The organism is Natronospira proteinivora (assembly GCF_024170465.1).
In the GTDB taxonomy this organism is placed as follows: Bacteria; Pseudomonadota; Gammaproteobacteria; order Natronospirales; family Natronospiraceae; genus Natronospira; species Natronospira proteinivora.
Genome location: NZ_JALJYF010000001.1, coordinates 17,432 through 43,869 on the forward strand (window position 1 = coordinate 17,432; position 26,438 = coordinate 43,869).

Annotated in this window: 25 protein-coding genes; 9 read left to right on the forward strand and 16 right to left on the reverse strand. The window is 61.0% G+C overall.

Annotated features, from left to right (window positions below; all coding sequences use genetic code 11):
- Nucleotides 1–83: 83 nt before the first annotated feature.
- From J2T60_RS00105 to pyk, 5 genes are all read left to right on the forward strand, one after another.
- Complete coding sequence (locus J2T60_RS00105) at nucleotides 84–1,175, forward strand: glycosyltransferase (protein WP_253443697.1); 1,092 nt, start codon at nucleotides 84–86, stop codon at nucleotides 1,173–1,175.
- A gap of 184 nt (nucleotides 1,176–1,359) precedes the next feature.
- Nucleotides 1,360–3,369: a transketolase gene (gene tkt, locus J2T60_RS00110; protein ID WP_253443700.1), complete on the forward strand. Its 2,010-nt coding sequence runs from the start codon at nucleotides 1,360–1,362 to the stop codon at nucleotides 3,367–3,369.
- Nucleotides 3,370–3,398: 29 nt separating this feature from the next.
- Nucleotides 3,399–4,406 (forward strand): type I glyceraldehyde-3-phosphate dehydrogenase, encoded by a 1,008-nt coding sequence (gene gap / locus J2T60_RS00115; protein WP_253443703.1) that lies wholly within the window; start codon nucleotides 3,399–3,401, stop codon nucleotides 4,404–4,406.
- Nucleotides 4,407–4,490: 84 nt separating this feature from the next.
- Nucleotides 4,491–5,693: a phosphoglycerate kinase gene (locus tag J2T60_RS00120; RefSeq protein WP_253443706.1), complete on the forward strand. Its 1,203-nt coding sequence runs from the start codon at nucleotides 4,491–4,493 to the stop codon at nucleotides 5,691–5,693.
- A 904-nt stretch (nucleotides 5,694–6,597) separates the two neighbouring features.
- Complete coding sequence (gene pyk / locus J2T60_RS00125) at nucleotides 6,598–8,019, forward strand: pyruvate kinase (RefSeq protein WP_253443709.1); 1,422 nt, start codon at nucleotides 6,598–6,600, stop codon at nucleotides 8,017–8,019.
- A 9-nt stretch (nucleotides 8,020–8,028) separates the two neighbouring features.
- On the opposite strand, the gene J2T60_RS00130 is transcribed toward pyk, so the two are convergent.
- Genes J2T60_RS00130 through J2T60_RS00140 form a run of 3 tightly spaced genes read right to left on the reverse strand, consistent with a single transcriptional unit; the run spans nucleotide 8,029 to nucleotide 9,556 of the window.
- Nucleotides 8,029–8,646: a heme oxygenase-like domain-containing protein gene (locus J2T60_RS00130; RefSeq protein ID WP_253443712.1), complete on the reverse strand. Its 618-nt coding sequence runs from the start codon at nucleotides 8,644–8,646 to the stop codon at nucleotides 8,029–8,031.
- Nucleotides 8,610–9,020, reverse strand: a complete 411-nt coding sequence (locus tag J2T60_RS00135) for an MAPEG family protein (RefSeq protein WP_253443715.1) — start codon at nucleotides 9,018–9,020, stop codon at nucleotides 8,610–8,612. The genes J2T60_RS00130 and J2T60_RS00135 overlap by 37 nt, the downstream gene beginning before the upstream one ends.
- Complete coding sequence (locus tag J2T60_RS00140) at nucleotides 9,017–9,556, reverse strand: gamma-glutamylcyclotransferase family protein (protein ID WP_253443718.1); 540 nt, start codon at nucleotides 9,554–9,556, stop codon at nucleotides 9,017–9,019. The genes J2T60_RS00135 and J2T60_RS00140 overlap by 4 nt, the downstream gene beginning before the upstream one ends.
- A 161-nt stretch (nucleotides 9,557–9,717) precedes the next feature.
- Between J2T60_RS00140 and J2T60_RS00145 the strand changes: the two genes are divergently transcribed.
- The 4 genes from J2T60_RS00145 to J2T60_RS00165 are packed head-to-tail and all read left to right on the forward strand — an operon-like array spanning nucleotide 9,718 to nucleotide 15,332.
- Nucleotides 9,718–12,081, forward strand: a complete 2,364-nt coding sequence (locus tag J2T60_RS00145; RefSeq protein WP_253443721.1) for a penicillin acylase family protein — start codon at nucleotides 9,718–9,720, stop codon at nucleotides 12,079–12,081.
- A gap of 2 nt (nucleotides 12,082–12,083) precedes the next feature.
- Nucleotides 12,084–13,361, forward strand: a complete 1,278-nt coding sequence (locus tag J2T60_RS00150; RefSeq protein WP_253443724.1) for a hypothetical protein — start codon at nucleotides 12,084–12,086, stop codon at nucleotides 13,359–13,361.
- Nucleotides 13,361–14,884, forward strand: coding sequence for a sensor histidine kinase (locus J2T60_RS13260; protein WP_301288277.1), 1,524 nt, complete (start codon nucleotides 13,361–13,363; stop codon nucleotides 14,882–14,884). Before J2T60_RS00150 ends, J2T60_RS13260 begins: the two co-directional genes overlap by 1 nt.
- A gap of 1 nt (nucleotide 14,885) precedes the next feature.
- Complete coding sequence (locus tag J2T60_RS00165; RefSeq protein WP_253443727.1) at nucleotides 14,886–15,332, forward strand: response regulator; 447 nt, start codon at nucleotides 14,886–14,888, stop codon at nucleotides 15,330–15,332.
- Nucleotides 15,333–15,345: 13 nt separating this feature from the next.
- Here the strand turns inward: J2T60_RS00165 and J2T60_RS00170 are convergent, their stop codons facing one another.
- From J2T60_RS00170 to J2T60_RS00230, 13 genes are all read right to left on the reverse strand, one after another.
- Complete coding sequence (locus tag J2T60_RS00170) at nucleotides 15,346–16,044, reverse strand: nucleotide-binding protein (protein ID WP_253443731.1); 699 nt, start codon at nucleotides 16,042–16,044, stop codon at nucleotides 15,346–15,348.
- Between the two features lie 80 nt (nucleotides 16,045–16,124).
- Complete coding sequence (gene ptsP / locus J2T60_RS00175; protein ID WP_253443734.1) at nucleotides 16,125–17,867, reverse strand: phosphoenolpyruvate--protein phosphotransferase; 1,743 nt, start codon at nucleotides 17,865–17,867, stop codon at nucleotides 16,125–16,127.
- 15 nt (nucleotides 17,868–17,882) lie between these two features.
- Complete coding sequence (locus J2T60_RS00180; RefSeq protein ID WP_253443737.1) at nucleotides 17,883–18,173, reverse strand: HPr family phosphocarrier protein; 291 nt, start codon at nucleotides 18,171–18,173, stop codon at nucleotides 17,883–17,885.
- Between the two features lie 9 nt (nucleotides 18,174–18,182).
- A complete protein-coding gene (gene rapZ / locus J2T60_RS00185) occupies nucleotides 18,183–19,040 on the reverse strand; it encodes an RNase adapter RapZ (RefSeq protein ID WP_253443740.1) in 858 nt (285 codons plus the stop codon).
- A 103-nt stretch (nucleotides 19,041–19,143) separates the two neighbouring features.
- The gene (gene ptsN, locus J2T60_RS00190; RefSeq protein WP_253443743.1) at nucleotides 19,144–19,620 is read right to left on the reverse strand and encodes a PTS IIA-like nitrogen regulatory protein PtsN; all 477 of its coding nucleotides are present in this window, start codon (nucleotides 19,618–19,620) and stop codon (nucleotides 19,144–19,146) included.
- A gap of 152 nt (nucleotides 19,621–19,772) precedes the next feature.
- Nucleotides 19,773–20,123: a ribosome hibernation-promoting factor, HPF/YfiA family gene (hpf, locus tag J2T60_RS00195; protein WP_253443746.1), complete on the reverse strand. Its 351-nt coding sequence runs from the start codon at nucleotides 20,121–20,123 to the stop codon at nucleotides 19,773–19,775.
- A 235-nt stretch (nucleotides 20,124–20,358) separates the two neighbouring features.
- Nucleotides 20,359–21,804: an RNA polymerase factor sigma-54 gene (locus J2T60_RS00200; protein ID WP_253443749.1), complete on the reverse strand. Its 1,446-nt coding sequence runs from the start codon at nucleotides 21,802–21,804 to the stop codon at nucleotides 20,359–20,361.
- Between the two features lie 99 nt (nucleotides 21,805–21,903).
- Nucleotides 21,904–22,632 carry an LPS export ABC transporter ATP-binding protein gene (lptB, locus tag J2T60_RS00205; RefSeq protein ID WP_374728460.1) on the reverse strand — a complete coding sequence of 243 codons (729 nt, stop codon included), beginning with the start codon at nucleotides 22,630–22,632 and terminating at the stop codon, nucleotides 21,904–21,906.
- The gene (gene lptA / locus J2T60_RS00210; protein WP_253443752.1) at nucleotides 22,625–23,161 is read right to left on the reverse strand and encodes a lipopolysaccharide transport periplasmic protein LptA; all 537 of its coding nucleotides are present in this window, start codon (nucleotides 23,159–23,161) and stop codon (nucleotides 22,625–22,627) included. The genes lptB and lptA overlap by 8 nt, the downstream gene beginning before the upstream one ends.
- Nucleotides 23,154–23,711: an LPS export ABC transporter periplasmic protein LptC gene (gene lptC / locus J2T60_RS00215; RefSeq protein ID WP_253443755.1), complete on the reverse strand. Its 558-nt coding sequence runs from the start codon at nucleotides 23,709–23,711 to the stop codon at nucleotides 23,154–23,156. The genes lptA and lptC overlap by 8 nt, the downstream gene beginning before the upstream one ends.
- Complete coding sequence (locus J2T60_RS00220; RefSeq protein WP_253443758.1) at nucleotides 23,711–24,244, reverse strand: KdsC family phosphatase; 534 nt, start codon at nucleotides 24,242–24,244, stop codon at nucleotides 23,711–23,713. Before J2T60_RS00220 ends, lptC begins: the two co-directional genes overlap by 1 nt.
- Nucleotides 24,244–25,245, reverse strand: a complete 1,002-nt coding sequence (locus tag J2T60_RS00225; protein WP_253443761.1) for a KpsF/GutQ family sugar-phosphate isomerase — start codon at nucleotides 25,243–25,245, stop codon at nucleotides 24,244–24,246. Before J2T60_RS00225 ends, J2T60_RS00220 begins: the two co-directional genes overlap by 1 nt.
- A 32-nt stretch (nucleotides 25,246–25,277) precedes the next feature.
- Nucleotides 25,278–26,255, reverse strand: a complete 978-nt coding sequence (locus J2T60_RS00230; RefSeq protein ID WP_253443764.1) for a calcium/sodium antiporter — start codon at nucleotides 26,253–26,255, stop codon at nucleotides 25,278–25,280.
- Between the last annotated feature and the right edge of the window lie 183 nt (nucleotides 26,256–26,438).

Below are 26,438 nucleotides of genomic sequence, written 5' to 3' on the forward strand. Positions count from 1 at the left end.
AATACTGCCCTTGTGTGTCTGCGGGTGCCCGTGGTGATGGGCCAAACGCAGGCCAGGGGACGATAGCTTGCCAGGGGAATACATTGAAAGTCCTGCATGTGTTTGACCAGATCGACGCGGGCGAGCGCCATCAGTTGCTCGGGATGAAGGCGCGCGGCGTCGAGCTGATGGTGGTTTGTGCCCGTGGCGCGGAATTCCAGGCTGATCTGGAACAGGCCGGTATTCCGGTGCATCACATCCAATGGCGTCGTCGTCTGGACCGACAGGCAATTGCCACCTTGCGTGAACTGGTTCGCCGCGAGGTACCGGATATAGTCCATGTCTATGTCAAGCGGGCCCTGTCCAACGTGATTCGCGCGATTGATGACCTGCCGCCGCGGCTGGTGGCTTATCGGGGCATTGTGGGCAACCTCCACTGGTTGGATCCCTCCTCCCGCCGGACCTTTCTTCATCCTCGCGTGGATCGGATTATCTGTGTCTGTGAGGCCATTCGCCAGGATCTGCTGGCCAACCGTCTTTGGGGCTGGCATTTGCCGGAGCACAAGGTGGTGACGGTTCACAAGGGGCATTATGTGGATTGGTGGCAAAATATGGCCCCTCCGGAGAACCTGAGTGAGGTGGGTGTGCCGCCGGAGGTGCCGGTGATCGGCTGCGTGGCCCAGATGCGCAAACGCAAGGGTGTGCCGGTGCTGGTTGAGGCCCTGGAGCAAATGGAGAACCGCCGTGCCCATCTGGTGCTCATCGGCCGGGTGGGGGATCGACGGGTATCGCGTTGCATTGCGCGCAGTTCGGTGCGCGAGCGGATTCATCTGTTGGGTTGGCGCCAGGATGCAGCCCGTCTGGCCGGGGCCTTTGATGTGTTTGTGCTGCCGTCTCTACGTCGCGAGGGTTTGCCCCGGGCCGTGATCGAGGCCATGTGCCAGAAGGTGCCGCCGGTGGTCACCAATTCCGGGGGCAGCCCGGAATTGATTGAGGACGGGATCAGTGGCCGGGTGGTGCCGCCGGGGGATGCCCCTGCCCTGGCCATGACCCTGGATCAGCTTTTGGCCGATGACGACTTGCGCCGGCGCATGGGCGAGGCGGCCGAGGCCCGGATTCGACAGGCCTTCCAGCCGGAGCGAACGGTGGCCGAGACCCTGGCCGTTTATGAAGACCTGATGACGCCTTCGAACTGACAGAAGCAGGGCGTGGGGCCGAACTTGCCGTTTGGCTCCCAATCGGCGAAAATTGCGCTTTCGAATTTTCCTGAAGTCTTCGTGTTTCCCGCCGACGCAACCGGTGCCGGCGGCCCCCTGGGCCGGCTGCGGCGTCTTGGTGATCAAGCGTATATCGGTGGGCACCCGCTAACCGGGAGCTTGCATGCCCTCACGTAGAGAACTCGCCAACGCCATCCGTGCTCTGAGCATGGATGCGGTCCAGAAAGCCAATTCCGGTCATCCCGGTGCCCCCATGGGCATGGCGGATATCGCCGAAGTCCTCTGGAATGATTTTTTCCGCCACAATCCTCTCAATCCCAAATGGGACAACCGGGATCGCTTTGTCATGTCCAACGGACATGGCTCCATGCTGGTCTACTCGGTACTGCATCTCACCGGCTATGACCTGCCCATGGAGGAGCTGAAGAATTTCCGCCAGCTTCATTCCCAGACCCCCGGCCACCCGGAATACGGCTATGCACCCGGGGTGGAGACCACCACCGGTCCCCTGGGCCAGGGCCTGGCCAATGCCGTGGGCATGGCGCTGGCGGAGAAGGTCCTGGCGGCCCGCTACAATCAGCCGGGTTACGGTATTGTGGATCACTTTACCTATGTCTTTCTGGGTGACGGCTGCCTGATGGAAGGCATTTCCCATGAGGCCTGCTCCCTGGCCGGCACCCTGGGTTTGGGCAAGCTGGTTTGTTTCTACGACGACAACGGCATTTCCATCGACGGCGAGGTGGAGGGCTGGTTCACCGACGACACCCCCGCCCGCTTCGAGGCCTATGGCTGGCATGTGGTGCGGGACGTGGATGGTCACGACCCGGCAGCCGTTAAGGCGGCCATCGAGCAGGCCCAGGCCGAGACCGGCAAGCCCAGCATGATCTGCTGCAAAACCGTGATTGGCTTCGGCTCCCCCAACAAGAAGGGGACTGCCGGGATCCACGGCGCCGCACTGGGTGACGAGGAAGTGGCCGCCGCCCGCAAGGCCCTGGATTGGCCCCATGAACCTTTTGAGATTCCAAGCGATATCCGGCATGGCTGGGATGCCCGCAGTGATGGCCAAGTGGTGGAAGATGCCTGGCGCAGTCTGTTCGAGCGTTACCGGGAAGATTACCCGGCCCTGGCGGCGGAGTATCAGCGCCGCATGAATGCCGAGTTGCCGGGCGACTGGGAAGCCATCTGCGGTGAATTAATCACCAAGATGGACCAGGCCGGCGAGAAGATGGCGACCCGCAAGGCCTCCGGCAAATGCCTGGACGAGCTGGGCCACGCCCTGCCGGAATTGATCGGCGGTTCGGCGGACCTGAGTGGTTCCAACAACACCCAGTTCAAGGAAGCCAAGACCATCACGGCGGCCGATCCCGACGGCAACTATGTCTTCTATGGTGTGCGTGAGTTTGCCATGTCGGCCATGGTCTCCGGCCTGACCCTGCATGGCGGCTTTGTGCCCTATGCCGGAACCTTCCTCACCTTCTCCGACTACGCCCGCAATGCGGTGCGCATGTCGGCGCTGATGAAGGTGGGCTCCATCTATGTCTATACCCATGACTCTATCGGTCTGGGGGAAGACGGGCCCACCCATCAATCGGTGGAGCATCTGGCGTCTCTGCGCCTGATTCCCAATATGACCCTGTGGCGGCCCTGTGACACGGTGGAGACCGCCGTGGCCTGGCAGGATGCCGTGGAGCGTCGTGACGGACCCACTTGCATGGCCCTGTCCCGCCAGGGATTGCCGTATCAGCCCCGCAGTGGTGAGACCATCGGCCAGATTCGCCGGGGCGGCTATGTCTTGTCCGACAGCGACGGCGAGCCGGAGCTGATTCTCATGGGCACCGGTTCCGAGGTGGCCCTCTGTGTCGAGGCGGCTGAACAGCTGCGTCAGGACGGGGTCAAGGTACGCGTGGTCTCCATGCCCTCGGTTTGCCTGTTCCAGCGCCAGGAACGTGACTATCGCCGCGCGGTACTGCCCGAGACGGTGCGCGCTCGGGTGGCGGTGGAAGCCGGCGTCACCGAAGGCTGGCACCGCTGGGTGGGTGAAGACGGCGTGGTGGTGGGCTTGGACCAGTTTGGTGAGTCCGCTCCGGCCGACGATGTCTTCCGGCATTTCGGATTCACCGTGGAGCGGGTGGTGGAAGCCGCCCGCGAGAGCCTCAAGAATCTCAATAACTGATTTATAGAACCCTGAAGGGAGTAGATGTCATGGCGATCAAGGTAGCAATCAATGGTTATGGCCGTATCGGCCGCAATGTGCTGCGGGCCCTGTATGAAGCGGGCCGTACGGACGAAATCCAGGTGGTGGCCATTAACGATCTGGGTGATGCCCAGACCAATGCCCATCTGACCCGTTTCGATACCGCTCATGGCCGGTTTCCCGGCGAAGTGAAGGTGGAGGGCGACAACCTGGTCGTCAACGGTGACAAGATCAAGGTGCTGGCCGAGCGTGACCCGGCCAATCTGCCCTGGGGCGAGCTGGGCGTGGACCTGGTGATGGAATGCACCGGTTTGTTCGCCAAGAAGGACAAGGCTGCCGCCCATATCAAGGCGGGCGCCAAGAAGGTACTGATCTCCGCCCCCGCCGGCAAGGATCTGCCCACCATCGTTTACGGCGTCAACCATGACAGCCTCAAGGCCGATGACACCGTGGTGTCCAACGCCTCCTGCACCACCAACTGCCTGGCCCCGCTGGTCAAGCCGCTGAATGACAAGATCGGGCTGGAATCCGGCCTGATGAACACCATTCATGCCTACACCAATGACCAAGTGTTGACCGATGTTTATCACTCGGACCTGCGTCGGGCCCGTTCAGCCACCATGTCCATGATCCCCACCAAGACTGGGGCCGCCGCGGCCGTGGGTCTGGTGCTACCGGAACTGGACGGCAAGCTGGACGGCTTTGCCGTGCGGGTGCCCACCATCAATGTCTCCATGGTGGATCTGAGCTTCACCGCTTCCCGGGAAACCACCGTGGAAGAGGTCAACAGTGTGCTCAAGGAAGCCGCCGAAGGCCCCCTCAAGGGTGTGCTGGCCTTCTGTGAGGATCCCCTGGTGTCGGTGGACTTCAACCACGACCCGGCTTCCTCCACCGTGGATGCCGGTCTGACCAAGGTGCTCAACGGCAAGCTGGTGAAGGTCTGTGCCTGGTACGACAACGAGTGGGGCTTCTCCAACCGGATGCTGGATACTGCCCTGGCCGCGATGAAGGCCTGAGGTCAAAACGGCCCTGTTTCACCCTGACGGGCGCCGATACTCTCGGCGCCCGCTTCTGTTTCAAGCAACTGATGGAGGCTGGCAATGACCATCCTCAAGATGACGGACCTGGATCTTCGCAATAAGCGCGTGTTGATTCGCGAGGATCTGAATGTGCCGGTCAAGGACGGCAAAGTCAGCAGTGATGCCCGGATTCGGGCTTCATTGCCCACCATCAAGGCCGCCCTGGAGGGCGGTGCCCGGATCATGCTCATGTCCCATCTGGGGCGACCCACCGAGGGTGAATATGACCCGGCCCAGTCCCTGGCGCCGGTGGCGGATCGCCTCACCGAGCTCCTGGGGCGCAAGGTACGCTTGGCTGAGGACTGGATCGACGGGGTGGACGTGGCTGAAGGCGAGGTGGTCCTGTGCGAAAACGTGCGATTCCTCAAGGGCGAGAAAGCCGATGATGAAGCACTGGCCCGGAAGATGGCCGCCCTCTGCGACATCTATGTGATGGATGCCTTCGGCACGGCCCATCGGGCCCAGGCCTCCACCCATGGGGTAGCCCGCTTTGCCCCGGTGGCCTGCGCCGGGCCGCTGCTGTCCCGGGAGCTGGATGCCCTGGGTCATGCCCTGGAGGACCCCAAACGCCCGCTGGTGGCGATTGTGGCCGGCTCCAAGGTGTCCACCAAGCTTACCGTGCTGGAAAGCCTCAGCAAGGTGGTGGATCGCCTGATCGTGGGGGGGGGCATTGCCAATACCTTCATCGCGGCTGCCGGTTACGATGTGGGCAAGTCCTTGCACGAGCCGGATCTGATTCCCGAGGCCAAGCGGCTGATGGAGCAGGCCCGCGCCAAGGGCGGCGAGATTCCGGTGCCTACGGATGTGGTGGTGGCCACGGAATTCGACGCCAGTGCCGAGGCGGATGTGAAGCCGGTGGATGAGATCACGGCCGACGAAATGGTGTTGGATATCGGCCCTGACACGGCCGAAGCCTTTGCCGGCAGCCTCAAGGAAGCCGGGACCATTGTCTGGAATGGGCCGGTGGGTGTGTTCGAGTTTGATCAATTCGGTCAGGGCACACGCGTATTGGCCGAGGCCATTGCGGAGTCACCCGCATTTTCCATTGCCGGCGGTGGCGACACCCTGGCAGCCGTGGACAAGTACGGTATCGCCGATCAGGTTTCTTATATCTCCACGGGTGGGGGTGCCTTTTTGGAGTTCTTGGAAGGCAAGACCCTGCCGGCGGTGGCAGTGCTCGAAAGCCGGGCCAATGAGAAGGTGGCCGCAGGCAGTCAAGGCTGATTGCGTTGACGGCTTAGTGGGCAGTTCCCAGTTAAAAACACCGCCTTCGGGCGGTGTTTTTTTATGCCATATAAAAACCTGTCGTATTAGAGGCTTCTTCGAGGCTATCGCCTAGTAACCATAATAGCTGGAAACGACCAGCCCTCTATATCGGCAAAGTAATCGAAGCCAAAGCCGACTCATACCGACACTACTTTCAGTCTGGAGGATCGAGTACAGGGTGGAACTGGCCAGGGCTGTGCGCGACAGGGATGTCGCACCCAGAGCCCCAGGGATGGGTCCATGCGTCCCTGGACAGTTCCACCCTGTACTTGAGCCGTGAAGTTTAAACAGAAACCTATATCCTCAGCTGGCGGTAGCTTGAACGGTCCCGAAAATGCTAATGAAAAACACTTTAAACGGACCCAGTTCGAACACGGTTCAGTGTTTCAATGGCTCAAACATCCAACAATGTCAGATTACAACCCTACGAGGAGATTCACGCCTTGCCAGCCGAAGGGAGTGGACTGCTTTCAGAGCTTCACGGCTCGATCACAAGGTGGGATGTTCCAGGGACGCCGTGCACCCATCCCTGGGGGCTCTGACGAAAACATCCTGTTTTCGACAGCCCTGGAACATCCCACCTTGCGCTCGATCCTCCAGACTGAAAGCCGCGGAGGGGGTGAGCTGGCTTTGGCTTCGATTGCTTTGGCGATGTAGAGGATTCTCCATTGTCGGCCTTATGGATTGATCTTAGCCCAGCTTCTTGTCGCGGACGTCAATCAGCTGCAAGTGCCATGAGAAACAGGTTGTGAACTTCCATTGGGCCGAATATTCGGTCTAGATGTTATATTCCCCCTAGGCGTCGATTGAGGCGCTGACATGATCGGCTCCCTTCTCACTGCCATGAATGAACGGTTTTCCTATGCCAAGAAGAACCAAGATTGTCGCCACCCTGGGTCCCGCGGTGGATTCGCCGGAACAAATGCTGGCGCTGGTAAAAGCCGGCGTGGACGTGGTGCGCATCAACTTTTCCCACGGCAGCGCCAGGGATCATGGCCGCTTGGTGGCCCTGGCCCGGGATGCCGCCGAACAGGCCGGACGAGACGTGGGCGTGTTGGCGGACCTTCAGGGGCCGAAGATTCGGATCGATGCCTTTGTTGATGGGGCGGTTGATCTCAAGGAAGGGCAAGCCTTCGCCCTGGACGCGGAGCTGGATCCCGCAGGCGGCGATGACACGGTGGTGGGTCTGACCTACAAGAACCTGCCGGTAGATGTTTTTCCGGGAGATGTTCTGCTCCTGGATGACGGCCTGATTGCCCTGCGGGTGGAATCCATCGACGGCAGCCGCATTCATACCCGCGTGGAAATGGGCGGCAAGCTGTCCAACCACAAGGGGATCAATCGCCAGGGGGGCGGCTTGTCGGCACCGGCTCTGACCGAAAAGGACCTGGAGGATATCAAGACCGCCGCCGAGCTGGATGTGGATTATCTGGCCCTGTCCTTTCCCCGTTCCGGTCAGGATGTGGACCAGGCCCGGCAATTGCTGCGGGATGCCGGTGGCCAGGGCGGGGTGGTGGCCAAGATTGAGCGCAGTGAAGCGGTCACCAATCTGGACGAGATTGTGGTGGCCAGTGATGCGGTGATGGTGGCGAGGGGTGATCTTGCGGTGGAGATCGGTGATGCCGAGCTGGCCGCGGTTCAAAAGATGATCATCCATCGGGCCCGGGAATTGAACCGGGTGGTAATCACCGCCACCCAGATGATGGAGTCCATGATCAATCAGCCGCGCCCCACCCGGGCCGAGGTGCTGGATGTGGCCAATGCGGTGCTGGATGGGACCGATGCCGTCATGCTGTCGGCGGAGACCGCCACCGGGCAGTTTCCCATTCGGGTGGTGGAAGCCATGCATGGGGTTTGCGTGGGGGCTGAGAAGCAGCGCCGTACCCAGCGCTCCCGGCATCGCCTGGACAGTCGCTTTGAGCGGATTGACGAGGCGGTGGCCATGGCCGCCATGTATACCGCCAATCACCTGGAGACTCGTGCCATCGTCGCCATGACGGAATCCGGATCCACGCCACTGTGGATGTCCCGGATTCGTTCCGGGATCCCAATCTATGCCTTGACCCGTCACCGGAGTACCCGCCGTCGGGTCACCCTCTATCGGGGGGTGTATCCGGTGGATTACGACATTCTCCATCATGACCCGAAACGCATTATCGAAGATGCTGTGCGAGTGCTTCGAGATATGGGCGCTGCCGAGGCCGGTGATCAGCTGATTTTCACCAAGGGGGATTTTGAAGGGGTGTCGGGCGGCACCAACGCCATGAAGATTGTGACTGCCTGAACCAACTCCCTAGCCCAGATGCGTGATGGACTCGCTCAACCATTGATCCAGCCCGGAGAAGCATTTTCTGGCTGCCTTAACCGGGCTGTGGTCTCTGTCTTCCGGCAAGGGGTAATGATCCAGCCAGTGGGAGAAGCGCTGCCATTGGGCTTCACGGCTCCGGCCATAGGCCTGGACGAAATGAACCGCCTTGCGACATGCCCGGGGTAGGGCCAGCTGCAGATGTTTCTCGGCAACCTCGCTGTTCCAGGCCAGATATTCGCCAAAAAAACTCACACCCAGGGCATCGGCTTCATTTTGAATGGGGGCCATCAGAGCCAGTGGCGGAAAGGGGGCGGGCGTGCTCTTCAGAATGATCAGGTCCCGCTCGATCCAGCGGGATTTATTGATGACCATCTCCGGAAGCGTATGGTGTCCTCCCTTTGGGCAACGACTGAGCATGATTTCCATCAGTCGGAAGTAGGAAAAGAGGTGGCCCAGCAAGTGCCGATAGACCCGTGCTTCAACCAGGTCGGCGAAAGTGCGGGCAAAGAGGGGATTGCGCTGGAATCGTTCCCGCACATCCGCAGTTTCACTTAGTAGCTGGTGGCTCAAGCCACTGTTTGACTCAAGGGCAAGGCGAACCATATGAGTATTCCGGACATGGCCAGCAAGGAAATCCAGCTAAGCAGCATACCCCAGAATCGTCCGAAGCTGATACCGGCGGTTTGACTCAGGCCCCAGGCATGAAGCAGACGACCCAGTATCAAGCCGCCCCCCAGCAGATAGAGCGTGGCCGGATGCAGGCCCTGAACCTCCAGCAGTGCCAACAGAATAAGCCCCAGGGGCAGGTTCTCCACCGCATTGCCGTGGGCCCGCATGGCCAGGGCCAGGTCTTCCTTGCCGCCATTGTTGATGCCCACCCTATGTCGGCGGCGAAGCGGGGCAATGCGTGCCGCCAGGGCAATCATCAATAGGGCGCCGAGTCCGGCGTAGAGACTGGTAACCGGTAAGGCAATCATGGTCCGCCCTCTTTTTGTTGGTAGCCATTGATGGCTTCGGCCAATCCCGGGTTATTCTCGATTATGGCCGAGGTCAGGCGTCGCCGGTAGTCCATGGGAAGCGCATGTTCCCGGGCGCCGTCCAGAATATGACGCACATAATGCCAGTCGGTGATGAGGTCGTCCCGGGCGGCCTTGGGGTGATAGGTGTGAACCTCATCGTGAATCACTTGGCCATCAGGCCAGATCAGCTCGATGGGGCCGCGCCGATAATCCCGTCCTTCGTCCTCGATCTCATCCAGGGTTCGGGCCTCGGGCTGGCCCCCATGGGCAACCCACTGGGCGGGGATATCGTATACCACGCCCCAGACCGTTTCGCTGCCGCCGGGCAGAATACCCGCCGCTGCACAGTTGTTGATCCCGCCCCAGACCGGAAAGGTGAAACGAAAGGGCTGACGAGTGCAGGCAACACCCAGAATACGGGCATTGCCCTGCAACCGCGCCTGACTGTTGAGGCGTTGCGAGGAAAGATTGGAACCATACTGAAAAATACGCATTGGAAGAACTTACCCGAGGGCTCCGGGGGGTGGCAAGATCGGAATCGGCAGTCATTGCTGTGGCCGGGCCCATGACAAACGCCACTCAAGCTGCCAATCTGATTATCATGCAGTGGTGATTTCATTCCGGTACAGGCCGGCTTGAGGGAAGGAGACAGGTGGTGAAGCGGATCCTTGGATGGTCGATAGCCCTGATCGGGCTCAGTGTTGCTGTGGCGGCAGTAGCCTTTTTCCTGGCCCTGCGGGCCAGCCTACCGGATCTGGACGGAGAATTGACCGTGGCCGGCCTGACGGATGAAGTCACGGTACTGCGGGATGAGCAGGGAGTGGCGACCTTGCGTGGTCACAGGTCCGAGGATCTGGCTTTCGCCACTGGCTTTGTGCATGCCCAGGACCGTTTCTTTCAAATGGATACCCTGCGTCGTTCTGCTGCGGGGGAACTGGCTGCCCTGTTCGGCGATGCAGCCCTGGATTTTGACCGGGAGCGACGTCGCTGGCGGGGACGGGATCATGCCAGGGCCACCCTGGCCCTCCTGCCCCATGAGGAGCAATCCCAGGTTTCCGCCTACACCGAGGGTGTCAACGCCGGTCTCTTGGCCCTGGGGGCGCGGCCCCCGGAGTATTGGTTGCTGAGGCAGCAGCCCGAGCCCTGGCAGCCCGAGGATAGCCTGCTGGTGGGTTTGTCCATGTTTTTCTACCTGACTGATGAGCGGGGAGATCGGGCCCACCGCCTGGATCAAATGGCGGCAGAACTGCCCTCATCGGTGGTGGATTTGCTGCTGGATCGTGCCGATCCCCGGGCCGCTCCCATCGTGGAAGAAGCATTGCCTCGACCCGCTCCTCTGCCTGAGCCTGACACATTCCAGGTCCGGGATTTCGAGGAAGTGATAATGGACCATGACCGCCTTTTTGGCGGTGTTGAGCCTCTGCCGGGCAGCAATAGCTGGGCTGTGGCTGCTTCCCTGAGCGAGGATGGCCGTGGCTTGCTGGCCGGTGACATGCATCTGGGTATCAGCCTACCCAACACCTGGTATCGCCTGAATCTGGAAAGATCGGGCGCCGATCCGCGGAGCATTCGGGGTGTCAGTCTGCCCGGGGTGCCCGGGGTGATCGCCGGTAGCAATGGCTCGGTGGCCTGGGCTTTCACCAACAGTTACGGGGACTGGTCCACCCGTGTTCGCGTGGAGTGGGTTGATGAGGCACAACAGCGCTATCAAACACCCGATGGGGAACGGGATCTGGAGGTTCACGAGGAAACCATTGAGGTGAAAGGTGGTGAGGATGAGATCGTTCCCTATACCTGGACCGAATGGGGGCCGCTGCTGGAAATCAATGAGGAGGAAGCCCACGCCCTGGTCTGGACCGGCATGCTGCCGGGAGGGCTAGGGTACGGTTTTCCGGCTCTGCATGAAGCCGAGAGTCTGGCAGAAGCCCTGGATGCTGCGGCTGGATTGGGTATGCCGCCCCAGAATATTCTCGTGGTGGACCGGGCAGGCGATATCGCCTGGGGTATTGCCGGCCGCATCCCGGAAAGGGGCAACTGGATTGAGAGCGGGCAGCGACTGCCCGATTCCTCCGATTTCCAGTCCCACTCCGGCTGGCTGTCGCCGGAAAGCTATCCCCGGGTGGTGGCACCGGAAAGGCAGCGCCTCTGGACCGCCAATGCCCGGGTCGCCGGAGGCGATCACCTGGAACAGGTGGGCGATGGCGGTTATCCGGCCGCGGCCCGTCAGCGCCAGATCCGGGATCGACTGTTCGAGGCCGAACGCTTTGACGAGGCGGCCATGTTGGCCATCCAGCTGGATGATGAAGCCCGTCTGCTCTATGAGTGGGTCCCTTTGGCCATCGAGACCGCCGATTTCGCGGGCAACAGCGAAGCCCGGGATCGTTTTCGTCGGGAGATTACCCATTGGCATGGGCATGCCTGGCCGGAGTCCTCGGGCTATCTCTTCCTGCGCAGTTTCCGGCAGGCGGTCCATGCCCGTGTGCTGGCCCCGCTTGTGCACCCGCTCATGGAAGAGGCGCCCGCATTTGATTTACGTCCCATCCGAAATCGGGAGCCTTTGGTTCGACGGCTGCTCTCGAAGCAGCCCGAGCATTTGCTTGCGCCTGCCTTCGATAGCTGGGCGGAGCTGATGGTGGATGCCATGGATGCGGTGATCGATCGCCACGAGCTGGATGGGGATGCGGCCCTGATGACCTGGGGAGAATACAACGCCACCCGAATTCGCCACCCCCTGAGTGATGCCCTGCCGGGCCTTGGGCGTTGGCTGGATTTGCCCGAGACCTGGTTGCCCGGTGATCAGCATATTCCGCGTGTTCAACTGGGCAACTTTGGGGCTTCCCAGCGCATGGTGGTGAGCCCGGGTCATGAAGACGATGGGATCTTCCACATGCCCGGGGGGCAGAGCGGTCATTTCCTCTCGCCTTGGTATGATGCGGGGCACGAAGACTGGGTGGAGGGTCAGGCGACCCCATTCCTTCCGGGTGAAACCCGTCACAGCTTGCGCCTTCGGGGAGAGTGATCATGTTTTTGCGGACTGCATCAGGCTGCTTGGTTCTGGGCCTGATAATCGGGTTGATGTTATCGGCCTGTGGGGGTGAGGAGCCAGGACTGCGGCATCAGCCGGTGTCGGTGCCGTCGGAATCGGAGAGCTTCGCACCACGTCTGTCGGTGCAGGGGGATCAACTGTATCTGTCCTGGCTCGCGGTGACCGACTCGGGCGAGCATGCCCTTCGCTTTGCTCGATATGAAGACAATGATTGGTCCTCGGTTCGGACGGTGGCCCAGGGTAAGGACTGGTTTGCCAACTGGGCCGATACCCCGGGAGTACGGCCGGTGGGGGCCTGGTTGTTTGCCCATTGGCTGGTTCGCAGCGGGCCCGGCACCTATGACTATGACATTCACGCCGCCTGGTCCAATGACGAGGGAGAAAGCTGGGGAGAGCCCTTCATTCTGCACCGTGATGGGGTACAGGCAGAGCATGGTTTTCTGTCCTCGGTGGTGTTGCCCGACGGCGACCTTGCCGTGACTTGGCTGGATGGCCGTCATATGGCGGGGAGCATGACGGGCGAGGCCGGCCACGACCATCATGAACACCATGAACACAACGGACCCATGACGTTGCGTTGGCAACGATTGGTTCCAGGTCAGCCCGTGAAGCATCAGGATCCGAGCCAGGAACTGGATGATCGGGTCTGCGATTGTTGCATGACTGCCAGTGTGCTGGATGAACAAGGGCCCTTGGTGTTTTATCGCGACCGGAGCGAGTCGGAGGTTCGGGATATCGCCTGGCAGCGTCCCTGGCTTGAGGATTCCGAGTCAGCGGAGCAGTCACCCGATGGAGGGGCGGTGGCAGACGATGATTGGGAAATTGCCGCCTGCCCGGTGAATGGTCCTGCTGCGGCACGGAGTGGTGATTCCGTGGGAGTTGCCTGGTTTACTGCCGCGCAGGAGCAGCCCCGGGTCTTGTTCACCCATGGCCGGGCAAATGAATTTGCCGATGCCAGACGTCTGGATGAGGGGCGGGCACTGGGGCGAACAACCTTGAGTGATTGGCCCGAAGGGGGCTGGCTTGCCGTCTGGATGGAGCGATTGGACGACGATACCGCCTTGCGTGCGCGTTTGCTGGATGAAACGGGCAAGCAGGCGGTTCAGACTCTGGCCTCGATCCCAGGCAGTCGACAGAGCGGCTTTCCCGTGTCCGTGAAGCAGGGTGATTCGGTCTTTCTTGCCTGGACTGACATGGATACTCAAGGAAAACGTCGATTGCGCTTGGCCCGACTGTCTCCGGGAGAGCGCTGATGATCGGGGCGGGGCTGGTTCTCCTGTCCACTGGTGGGGCCTTGGCCCGCTGGTTCTGGAACCGCTCCATTCAGGGCTTATTGGCACTGTTGACGATCCTGGCCGGACTGTCGGCCTTGTCGATTCTCTTATTGTATTTTTACCTGGATGACGCAGTGGATCGACAGATGCTGCTGTCGGTGGCCTTATTGCTATTGTCGGTGGGGGCACTGATTTTTCTCAGCATCCGCTTTGCCCGGGCATTTATTCGCCGCAACATCACCCCTTTGCTGGTGGGCCTGGACCGCATGTACCGAGATGAGAAGCCACGGGTGGATGTCAGTGGCATGACGCAGGAAATGCGTCGCATTGCCCAGAGTCTGGAATCGGTGGATTCGATACGTCGCGAAGATGAGGCCCGCTTGAGACTGCATCTGGAAAAAGTCCCCCTGGCAATCGTGGAATGGGATCGGGGCTTTCGGGTGATGGATTGGTCCAGGAGTGCCCAGGCCTTGTTCGGCTGGTCGGCTGAACAAGTGACGGGGCTCAGGGCCACGGACTGGTCATTTGTCTATGAGGATGATCTGCCTGATCTGGAAAGTTACTTGCGCCAATTGATGTCCGGCGGCCAGGACCGTTTTCGTTTCGAAACCCGGAACTGGACCCGGGAAGGACGAGTGATTCACTGTGCCTGGTTTACAACGGTGTGCCGGGACGAGCAGGGTAAAATTCAATCCTTTCTCACTTTCGTCATGGATGTGAGTGATCGGGTTTTGGCGGAAGAAGAACTACGTAACGTCAACCAACAGCTAGAATGGCGAGTCATGTTGCGGACCCGGGAGCTGGAATTGATTAACCGGGAACTGGAATCCTTTTCCTATTCCGTGTCCCATGACCTACGGGCCCCTTTAAGGGGTATTGATGGTTTCTCCCAGGCTCTGGAGGAAGATTACGCAGAGCAGCTGGATAAAACCGGTCACCATTACATCGAGCGGATTCGCCATGGTGCCCGACGCATGGGACAGTTGATCGATGATCTCCTGCAGCTTTCCCGGGTCAGCCGTTTTGAGCTGGATCTTAAGCCTGTCTCCATTACCGAGCTGGCTACCCGGGTTTGCCAGGAACTGGATGAGGCCCAGGCGGATCACCCGGTGGAATGGCAGGTGGAGGCGGGGCTGGAAACCCGGGCGGATCCGGCCATGGCCCGATTACTATTGGAAAACCTGCTCGCCAATGCCTGGAAATTCACCGCCCGGCAGCCCCATCCCCGGGTGGTTCTGGGTCGGGAACAGCAGGATGGAACAGAGGCGTTTATACTCCGGGATAATGGCGCGGGTTTTGACCCGGAGCAGCTTGATCGCCTGTTTACGCCTTTTCAACGCCTCCACAGCCAGCATGAGTTCGAGGGCACCGGCATTGGCCTGGCTACCGTGCATCGCATCATTCAGCGTCACGGTGGCCAGATCAGAGCGGAGGGGGCACCCGGGAAGGGCGCGCGCTTTATTTTCAATTTTGGCAATTGGGTTTACGACAATGACAAATGAAATGGCCGGTCGATCGGAAATACTCGACAATCCCATCCTCTTGGTGGAGGACAGCCCCGATGATGTGGAATTGACCATCCGGGCGCTGCGGCGTAATAAGGTGGAAAACGAGATCTTGGTGGCCGAGGATGGCCAAAAGGCCCTGGAGATACTGGGCATTGCCACGGAGGGAGGGGTTGTCATTGATCCACTGCCGGCCCTGGTATTGCTGGATATTCAGCTACCGAAGCTGGATGGGCATCAGGTGCTCAGGCGAATTCGCGCCGATGAGCGGACTCGCTTTCTACCCGTGGTGGTGTTGACGTCCTCGGTGGAGGAGCGGGACCGGGCCGAGGCCTACTCCCTGGGGGTGAACAGCTATGTACAAAAGCCCATTCATTCCGAGGTGTTCACCGAGGCGGTGGGACGACTCGGGCTTTACTGGTTAGTGGACAACAAGGCCTTTTAGGTTGAGCGAAATTTCACCGGGAAACGGGACGTTCCGACAGGCCAGTGGTGACCAGTTGGTGGATGGGGCGTGACTCGATCCAGTCAATCAGAGCGTGCCATTGTCCCCGGTCCTTCCGGGTCTGTTTTTCCGGCAATTCAAAAATCCCCAAACCGTGCTCCACGGCGTGGACATAATTCTGGCTATCTCGCAGGGAGGCCACGAAGGGAATGTCCAGATTGCTCAAAAAGCGTTCCAGCTTGGCATAGACCTTCGTGTTCTGGCGCACCCGGTTGGCGACCACCGCAATCCGGTCCCCCCGGCGACTGACCCGGGCCCGAATCAGCAGGTCCCCGATACAGCGGGAGGCGGCATGGATGTCGATATTGGAGGGCAGAACCGGAATGATGATGGCCTGGGCACCACGGGTGGCCTCGGCAATTCGGTGGTTATCCAATGCCGCAGGGGTGTCAATGACCAGGCGTTCCGTGCCTTCCGGTGGCCGTGTCTGCCAGACCCGGGTGGTGCCGGGCACCGCCTCCGCTGCGCGAATACCTTCAATCCGGGGCCGATCCGGTCCACGCAGTTGCAGCCACTGCCAGCTGGATCCCTGCAGGTCATAATCCATCAGAGCCGTTCGATGGCCCTGATGGGCAAAATAGCTGGCCAGGTTGGTCGCCAGCGTGGTTTTGCCACATCCCCCCTTGGGATTGATGACTACGATGCGTCGCATTATGTCACTTCCCTTGCCGATTACGCTCTTGCGTCGATCAGCTTGCAGTCAATGATTCTTACATATTAGCAGATCGTGAATCAGTGGCGAGTATTGAGTCGGCGAAGCAGATCCGGGGTGCGGGCCGGGTCGGCATTTCTCAAAAAGGCACGGGTTTTCCCCCGAAGTTCGCGGAGATTGGTGCGGGTGATCACCCGTTTGACCTCCAGCAGGGTGGAGGGGTGCATGGAAAACTCACGCAGCCCCAAGCCCAGCAGGAGTCGGGTGTATTGAGGGTCCCCGGCCATCTCGCCGCACATGGATACCGGAATGCCTGCCCGGCGGCCCGCCTGCAGGATATTGGAGATCAGCTTCAGCACCGAGGGGTGAACCGGGTCGTAGAGGTAGTTCACATGGTCGTCCACCCGGTCAATGGCCAGGGTGTACTGGATCAGGTCATTGGTGCCGATGGAGAGGAAATCCACCTGACGGGCGATCTGGTGCGCAGTGAGCGCCGCCGAGGGGACTTCGATCATGGCCCCTATGGGCACGGCCGGGTCGTAATCCTGGCCCCGGGCGTCCAGGCTTTGCTTGGCCACCTCAATCATTTGCTGGGCCTGGAGGACTTCCTGGGTGGTGGCCACCAGTGGCAGCATGATCCTGAGCGGGGCGTCGGCCGAGGCCCGCAGCAGGGCCCGAAGCTGCTTGAGAAAGACATTGGGCTCACTCAGGCTGAAGCGGATGCCCCGCAGGCCGAGCGCCGGGTTGTGGGCATCCTCCGGGCCGTGATCTCGCCCCAGGGCGCGCTTGTCGGCCCCCAGGTCCAGTGTCCGGATGGTCACCGGCAGGCCATCGGCCGTGGCCAGCAATTCCTGGTAGCGTTCATACTGCTCATCTTCACTGGGGAAGTCCGGCCGGTTCATGTAGAGAAACTCGGTCCGGTACAGGCCGATGCCGTCACCGCCGGTTTTACGGAAGAGCTTGAGATCCTCCGGCAGCTCGATATTGGCCATCAACTGGATGCGGGCGCCATCCAGGGTTTCTGCCGCCTGTCCCCGCAGGCTTTTCAGTTCCCGGACATGCTTGAACAGCTCCCGGCGCTTGCGGCGATAGTATTCGATCTCGCGTTCGGCCGGGTTGGCAAACACGGCCCCCTTGAGCCCGTCCACGATCAACGGTTCCCCGTCCCGGAGCAGCTGCCGGGCCCGGTGCAGGCCCACCACGGCGGGAATCCCCAGGCTGCGCGCGATAATACTGGTATGGGATAGCGGTCCGCCGGATTCGGTGATCAGGGCGCGAACCCCCCGACTCTGCATCAGCACTACATCCGCTGGGGAAATATCCTCGGCCACCACCACGGGATAGGCGCTGGCTTCCCGCTGCTGTTCATTCCAGAGTTCGTCCCCTCGAATCAGCAGGCGTTGGACCCGATTCACCACATGGTCCACATCATCCCGGCGGGTTCGCAGGTAGGGGTCTTCCATTTCATCAAAGACGGCCACCAACTCGTCTCGTTGACTCTGCAGGGCCCATTCGGCATTGCATTGCTGCTCGCGGATGATACTTTCCACAGCCTCTGACAGAGCCTCGTCGTCCAGCATCAGCAAATGGGTATCGATGAAGGCCCCGATTTCCGCCGGGGCGTGTTCGGGGATCTGGTCCCGGACGGCACGTAGTTGCCGCTTGGCGGCCTGCCGGGCTTGTTCGTAGCGGTCCACTTCATTGGGGATTTCCGACTGGGGGAGGTTGTATTCCAGGATCTCCAAGGGCTCGCCATCAGCCACATGGGCTTGGCCAATGACAATTCCCCTGGAGACGCCTATCCCGGTCAGAAGCAGACTCAAATCCCTTACTCCTCTTTATTCGCCTTCGTCGAAGCGGTTCTCTACCAGGCCCTTGAGCCGGCGGATGGCCTCGAACGCATCCGGGCCCTCCGCACGAATATGGATAGTGCTTCCCTTGCTGGCTGCCAGCATCATCAGACCCATAATGCTCTTGCCGCTTACATCCCGCTGTTCCCGCTGTACCCGGATATCCGACTTGAAGCGGGAGGCCAGGGTGACAAAACGGGTGGCGGCCCGGGCGTGCATGCCCAGCTTATTGCAGATGGTGACATCGGCTTCCACCCGCTGATCGGCCTGCTCGTTCATGCTCACCCTCTAGTCCAGACTGACATGCCGGGTGACCACCTGTCCCCATTGCTGTTTGAAGTGGGTCGCCAGTCGGTCCACCACATAGACCGAGCGGTGCTGTCCGCCGGTACAGCCCACTGCCACAGTGACATAGCTGCGCCGCCCCACTTCGAAGGGGGGCAACCATTGTTCCAGAAAATCGATCAGGTCGCCCACCATTCTTTGGGCCAGATCCGAGGCATCCAGGTAATCGATCACCTCCTGATCCCGGCCGGTCCGGGGCCGCAGGGCGGGTTCCCAGTGGGGATTGGGCAGACAGCGGACGTCGAAGACAAAGTCCGCATCCCGGGGCACGCCATGCTTGAAGCCGAAGGACTCGAACATCAGGGATAGGGCTGTGTTGCCTTCGTGGTTCAGGCGATCATGAATAAGTTCCCGCAGGCGGTTGGCGGTGAGCCGGGAGGTATCGATCACCAGATCGGCCCGCTCGGCAATACTGGAGAGCAGCCGCCGTTCCTCCTGGATGGCGTCCGGCAAGGTTCGCTCTTGGCCAGACAAAGGATGTCGGCGGCGGGTTTCGCTGTAGCGACGCAGAAGAATATCCTCGTCTGCGTCCAGGAAGATCAGTTCGCAGTGAATCCCGTCCCGGTTAAAGTCGGCCAGCAGGTCGGGCAGGCCTTCCACTTCCTCCGGCCGATTACGGGCATCCACCCCCACCGCCATCTGTTCGTATTCGGGGTCGCCGGTGGCCATGGTTTCCCGAATGAAGTTACGCAGGACCGCCACCGGCAGATTGTCGATGCAGTAATAGCCCATGTCCTCCAGCATGTGCAGGGCCACGCTCTTGCCGGAACCGGACAGGCCGCTAAGGATGGTGAGCTTCATTCGAGGTCTCCCTGGCGTTGGGGCCATCTCTGGCGCCAATATAACAGAGCCGGCGGGGCTCAATGCAGCACTTCGCCGGAATGGGCCGGGGCGGGGTGGATGGTCAGGCGGATGCCTGGGTTTGGTCTTTGTCCGCTTGGATCAGCAATTCGTAAACCGTCTCGGCGTTGTCCGCCTGTCTCAGACGATCACAGAATTCCGCCTGGGAGAAGAGCTGAGCCAGGGCGGCCAGAGCATTGAGATGTTCTTCCGCGCAATGGGTGGGGACCAGCAGGGCAAACAGCATGTCCACCGGGCCGCCATCGGTGGCGTCAAAATCCACCGGCTCGTCCAGGCGAATGAAGGCGCCAATGCTGTAGTTCAGGCCTTCAATACGGCCATGTGGGATGGCCACACCGGAGCCGATGGCCGTGCTACCCAGCCGTTCCCGGCTGATCATGCTGGAAAAGACCTGGCCACGGTTCAGGGCCTGGGCATCCTTGGCGAGTAGCTCGCTGAGAATTTCCAGGGCGCGCTTCTTGCCTCCCGCCTGAGTATGGGCGTCGATCCGTTCGGGGGCTATCAAGTCACTGATCTTCATGGGCTGCATGCTTCGGCTTATGTCTCATCGCCAACCTCCGGAACTTGGAACGGGGCCGGGAAAAGCGGCACAGTCTAGACCTCTCCCGGCCCCGGCTCAAGCTTTGATCACGTTCAGGGCCTAACGATTATCGGATCCCGGTATCGGGGCATTCAGCTTGGCCCCAACTCATCGGGCGTGGGTGGCAGGCGATCGGCCTTGTCCACGGCCGCAGCCCGGTGATCCCGGGCCTTCTCCTTGTGCTTTTTCACCTGCCGGTCCAGCTTGTCCACCAGGCGGTCAATGGCGGCGTACATATCCCCCTCCTTGGCATCGGCAAACAGGGGCTTGCCCACCACGTTGACCTTGGCCTCGGCCTTATGATCCAGCTTTTCGACTGTCAGAATCACGTGCATGCCGTTGATATGGTCGTAATGGCGCTCCAGGCGCTCCATCTTGGTATCCACGTATTCGCGCAGGGAAGGGGTGATATCCACGTGATGGCCGGTCAGATTCATTTGCATGGTGTTGCACTCCTCTCGTGATGCGTCACGCAACGCCACGGACAATCCCGCCGGCCGGCCCGCTGTCAGATGCCGGGGATGCTATCCGTCGCCGCGTGACGAATCGCCACGGGCCGAATTCGCTGCGCGGGGCAGGCTGATGTCCGCCTGCCAAGGCGCTGCCGCGCTCCAGCGCCGGGACCAGCAGGCACTCGGTCCAGCCGATCCCGTTCCACCACGCGGTCCGCGCAGCGGCCTAGGCGTTGACCCGCTTGCGTTCATGGGAAGGGGGGATCCCCATCGCCTCCCGATACTTGGCCACGGTGCGTCGGGCTACCTTGAAGCCGGCGTCCTTGAGGTCGTTCACCAGGCGGCTGTCGCTCAAGGGTTTGGCCGGGTTTTCTTCGGCAACCATGCGCTTGATCCGGGCCCGCACGGCGGTGGCGGAGGTTTCCCCGCCGTCCGACCGTGCCAGCTGGGTCGAGAAGAAGTACTTGAATTCAAAAACGCCCTTGGGCGTGAGCATGTATTTCCGGGTGGTGACCCGGGAAATGGTGGATTCATGCAGGTCCACCATTTCGGCAATCTCCGCCAATACCAGCGGCTTCATGTATTCCTCGCCCTTGTCGAGGAAGTCCTGCTGATGTTCGATGATGGCCGAGGCCACCCGGAGCAGGGTGTCATTCCGCATCTCCAGGCTGCGAACCAGCCAGCGGGCTTCCTGGAGTTGGCCGCGCATGGCCTGAAAGTCGCCACCGCCCTGGCTGCGTTTAGCGACCATGTCGGCGTAGAGACCATTGACGCGGATACTGGGGGTGATCTCGTGATTGAGGGCCACCACCCAGCGGCCTTCCCGGCGTTCCACCACCACATCGGGGACCACATATTCGGTTTCGGCCGCCTGGATGCGGGTGCCGGGGTAGGGATTAAGGCTGCGAATCAAGGACAGGGCGGTCTGGACCGTTTCAGGGTCCGTGCCCATGCTGGTGGCCAGCTTGACGACAGGCTTTTTCACTATCTCGTCCAGATGCTTGTCCACCAGGGCCTCGGCGACCCCGGTTTCTGCCCCTTCTCGGGCCAGGGCCTGCAGCTGTAGCAATAGGCATTCCCGAAGGTCGCGTGCCCCCACCCCGGGTGGATCGAAGGTCTGGATGCGGCGGATGACCATCTCGATTTCATCGTCGCCGATGGTTTCGTCCCCGTTTCTCAATTCGGCCAGGCCCTGATGCAGGTCGGACAGGGATTCCCGCAGGTAGCCGTCTCCGTCGATGCCGTCAATGACCGCCTCGGCGATGGCCTGGTCGGTCTCACTGAAAGGTGCCATCTCCAGCTGCCAGTGGAGATGGTCGTGCAGGGAGGTGCCTTCAGCATTCTCCGCCCGGCGATCTTCCTGAATCTCTTCCTGCCAACCACCGCCGGTGCCGCTGGAATAAAAATATTCCGGGGACTCGAAGCGGGTTTCCACCTCATTGGGAGCGGTGTCTGACTCGGCCGTTGAGCCTTCCTGGCTTTCCTTGTTTTTCTCTTCCTTACGGCCGCTGTCGTCTTCTTCGCTCTCCAGCATCACATTGCTATCCAGCGCCTGGCGGATTTCGGTTTCCAATTCTATAGAGGAGAGCTGCAGCAGACGGATGGCCTGCTGGAGTTGGGGGGTCATGGCCAGTTTCTGGCCGATCTTTAATTGCAGCGCAGGCTTAAGCATTGGTTTTTTCTAGTAATGAATGGGAGTGCAAGGTGTCCTCCGACAGGCCTGAACGGTGCCTTGGGCCGCTTGGGAGCAATGCATCGGCGCTTCCTCTCTTTATAGACGAAAATCTTCGCCCAAGTAGACTTCTCTGACCTGACGGTGAGCAAGAACATCATCAGCGGTGCCTTCCGCGATCACCGAACCTTCACTAATGATGTAGGACCGTCCGCAGATGCCCAGGGTTTCCCGTACATTGTGATCGGTGATGAGTACGCCAATGCCCCGGTCCCGCAAATGCCTGATGATTCTCTGGATTTCCCCCACGGAGATGGGGTCGACCCCGGCGAAGGGTTCATCCAGCAGCATAAAGGCTGGCTCGGTGGCCAGGGCTCGGGCTATTTCAACCCGGCGGCGCTCGCCCCCGGACAGGCTCATGCCCAGGCTTTCCCGGACATGGCTTACATTCAATTCTTCCAGCAGGCTTTCCAGTATCCGTGCCCGGCCGGCCCGGTCCAGGTCCCGGCGGAGCTCCAGGATGGCCCGGATATTCTGCTCCACGCTGAGCTTTCGAAACACCGAGGCCTCCTGGGGCAGATAGCCCAGTCCGGCCTGGGCCCGGGCATGGACGGGTAGATGGGTCACATCCCGACCGTTCATCTCAATGTGGCCGGCATCCGCCTGGACCAGGCCCACAATCATGTAGAAAGAGGTGGTCTTGCCGGCCCCATTGGGGCCCAACAAGCCGACAATCTCCCCCGGCGCCACCGACATGCTCACATCCCGCACGGCGTGGCGTTTGCCGAAGCGTTTGGCCAGGCCAATGGCTTTGAGCTGCTCAGTCACCGCCGTTCTCCTCCTCACCGTTTTGCTGGAACCGGGTACGTACCCGGCTCTCCTCGTCTTCGCCCCGCTGGGCGCGGACCTGCTCGGTGGGCATGTTGTAATCGATATGGGCGGCGCTGATCAGCTGGCGACCCTGTTGCAGCTCGGCCTCGTCGATTAGCTGCAGGTGTTCGGTGTCGAAGCGGTAATGAATCTGTCGGGCCTGGCCCCGGGTATCAGGGCCGCTTTCATGGATGACTCGCAGACGCACCGGTTCGCCGTCAAACTCGGCTCGTTCAGGATCGCCGTCGGGGGTCTGGTGAAAACGCATCCGGTCAGCGTGAATGGTCATCTCCTGGTGGCGCATGACCACATTGCCCCGGTAGGTCACTACTCCAGCCCGGCCATCGCCATCGAAGTCATCGGCTTCGATTTCCAAGTCCTCCACTGCGGACGCGGGACCGGCAAGCAACAGGGTAAAGCACAGCAGGGTGGCGAGGAGGGTACTCCGCCGTCCTAGGGGGCTGCGTCGGGCGAGCGTGTTAATCATTGGACATCCCATGGCGGGTTCTTACCTCCTCAAGGATACGCAGCCGGTCCTCGGCCAGTTCGGCAATCAGGCCCCGTCCCGTGGTGACGGTGTCTTGTCGCTCTATTCGGACCGGGTCGTCGGTTTCGGCACGATCGATTTCCGGCAGGAACAGCAGGGTGTCGGTGAATATTCGGCTGACCGGTCCCTGTGACGGCTCCCGCAACACGCGAACATCTCCCCGTAAATGGATTTCGCTATGGTCGCCGGTGATCAGTCCGTGATCCGCCTTCAGGGTCCAGTTCAGTTGCTCGGGGCCTCGCTGATGGGCCAACACGGTATCCAGTTCGGTTCGCTCATCATCGGGAAAATGGGCCATGCGGGTGGCTTGCAGGTCCAGTATTCGCTGCCCGGCGGCATCGAAACGTTCCATCAAAACCCCTTCCATCCAGTAGTCGGGACCGGTCGGTGCCTCAGGGGGGGCTATGACATCCGGGGCGGGATCATCCAGTTGCCATATCAGGATCAGGACAATGCCCACGCCCATCAGAATGGCGATCAACCAGCGCATCAGTTACCCGCGTACTCGTCGCTGTGGCCCTGGGCGGTGAGAATTCGGTCGCACCATTCACGGGCCGCGCCGAATCCACCCGATTGACGGCTTTGCCAATGGCACATGGCCTGCACCGTGGGGTGCGCATCGGCGGGGGCGGCCGCCAGGGCAACGTTGTTCATGACGCCCAGATCCACCACATCATCGCCCATGAAGGCGCAGGCCTCAGGAGGCAGCTCCAGGGATTGGCGGATCTGCTCAAAGCAGGGCGCCTTGTCTTCCACCCCCAGGTGGAGATGCCGGATGCCCAGCTGCTGCATGCGCGCTTCCACTGCCTGCGAGTGGCGCCCGGAGATCACCGCCACCTCAATGCCGTGGCGCATCAGTGCCTTCAAGCCATGGCCGTCCCGGGTATGGAATACCTTCAGTTCCAGTCCGTCCGGCCCCATGTACAGCCGACCATCGGTCAGCACACCATCCACATCAAAGCCCACCAGACGGATCCGGCGGGCTTTGTCGGTGAGACTTGTCTCGCTCAGCGACCCGGCCATCAAACCACCCCGGCCCGCAGCATGTCGTGCATATTCAATGCCCCCACCAGGCGACCATTCGTATCGGTGATCAGCAGCTGGTTGATGCGCTGGGTCTCCATTAGTTTCAGGGCCTCGCCTGCCAGCATTTCCCGGTTCACGGTGCGGGGGGCCGGAGTCATGACATCCCGAATGGGTGTGTTGTGTACATTCAATTGCCGGTCCAGGCTGCGGCGTAAATCACCATCGGTAAAAATACCCAGTACCTGGCGCTCTTCATTGACCACCGCAGTCATGCCCAGGCCCTTGAGGGTCATTTCCAAAAGGGCGTTGCGCATGGGGGTGTCCGCCTGAACCGCAGGCACAGCATCGCCGGAGTGCATCAGGTCCTCAAGGCGCAGTAACAGACGCCGACCCAGACTGCCCCCCGGATGGGAGCGGGCGAAGTCTTCCTGGGTGAAGCCGCGACTCTCCAGCAGGGCTACTGCCAGGGCATCCCCCATGGCCAGGGAGGCCGTGGTACTGGAGGTGGGGGCCAGATTCAGTGGGCAGGCTTCTCTTGCCACCGAGACATCCAGATTGGCATCAGCAGCCCGGGCCAGGGTGGAATCAGGCCGACCGGTCATGCTGATCAAGGGCACCCCCAATCGTTTGATCAGGGGCAGGATGGTCAGCACTTCGCCGGTCTCGCCCGAATTGGACAGGGCCATGACCGCATCTTCCCCCGTGATCATGCCCAGATCGCCATGACTGGCTTCCCCCGGGTGGACGAAAAAAGCCGGTGTGCCGGTGCTGGCCAGGGTGGCGGCTACCTTGCCGGCAATGTGACCGGATTTACCCATGCCGGTGACCACGATGCGGCCCCGACAGGCCAGGCAGATCTCCCAGGCCCGGATAAAGTCATCCCCCAGGCGTTTCACCAGATCCCGGACCGAGTCGGCTTCCAGCTCCAGCACATCCTGCGCCAGTCGTAACGCTCGCTCGGGGGTGGCCGTTTCGCTGTCCGTCTTGGGGTTTGCCATGCCGTTCGATTCCTTGTTCGGTTCAATTCTCATTATCGCATGACCACTGGATTTGTCAGAAATAGACTGGCCTGATAAGCGATAAACATCAGCAACAGGGTTAGGCCGGCCATACGGGTAATGCGGCGATGACCGCCAAAGCCCCGCGCCAGGATCACCACCAGCAGGGTCAGACCCAGCATGACGGGGATGTCCCGGCTCATGACACCGTCGGGAAGGGGACCGGGAGCCAGCAGGCCGGGGATGGGCAAAACCACCAGCAGGTTGAACAGGTTTGAGCCCAGCACATTGCCCAGAACCAGATCGTAGTGACGCTTGAGCACGGCCGCGATGCAGGTGGCCAGCTCGGGCAGACTGGTGCCGATGGCAACAATGGTCAAGCCGATCACCAGGTCACTGACGCCGAAGGCCTCGGCCAGGCCCACCGCGCCCCAGACCAGCAGCTGGGCGGCGCCCAAAAGGACCACCAGGCCCAGCGCCAGTTGCCCCAGTGCCGACCCCAAGCGCTCGGCTTGCGGCACCTGGGCGGAGAGATCGGTCACCATGGGGTCGTCGGCCTCGGGATTGCGGGCGATTTTCACCGTCCAGATCAGGGCCAGGACCATCAACAGAAACATCAACAGAGCTTCGGTCCGTTCTAGTTGCCCATTGGCCAGGAACAGGACGCAGAGGAAAGTGACCAGTACAAGCAACGGGAGCTCGCGCCGCAGGGTGCTGGAAGTCAGGGTCAGGGGACGAATCAGGGCGGTAACACCCAGAATCAGGCCGATATTGGCGATGTTGGAGCCCACCGCATTGCCCACCCCCAGGCCGGGATGGCCCTGCAGGGCGGCTAGGGCGGAGGCGGCGATTTCCGGTGCCGAGGTGCCGATGGCCATGACCGTCAGGCCGATCACCAGGGGGGTAATGCCCAGGCTGCGAGCGGTGGCGGCAGCACCTTCCACGAAGCGGTCCGCGGCCCAGATGGTCAGGGCGAAGCCGCCAACGATGGCCAGCAGGAACAGCAGCATGCAAAGCTCCGATGCAGGGGATGCCCGCATTGTAAGCGATTTTCAAGGGCTTGCAGGGCCTGTCGGAGATGGTGGCATGAATAGGAATTATGCCCTGCATCCTTTATCATTGGGCCGTTTCCTGTCCGGGACAGCCGGGCAGATCGTCTAGCCCTATTTCACGGCAAGTATCCGAGGACGTTT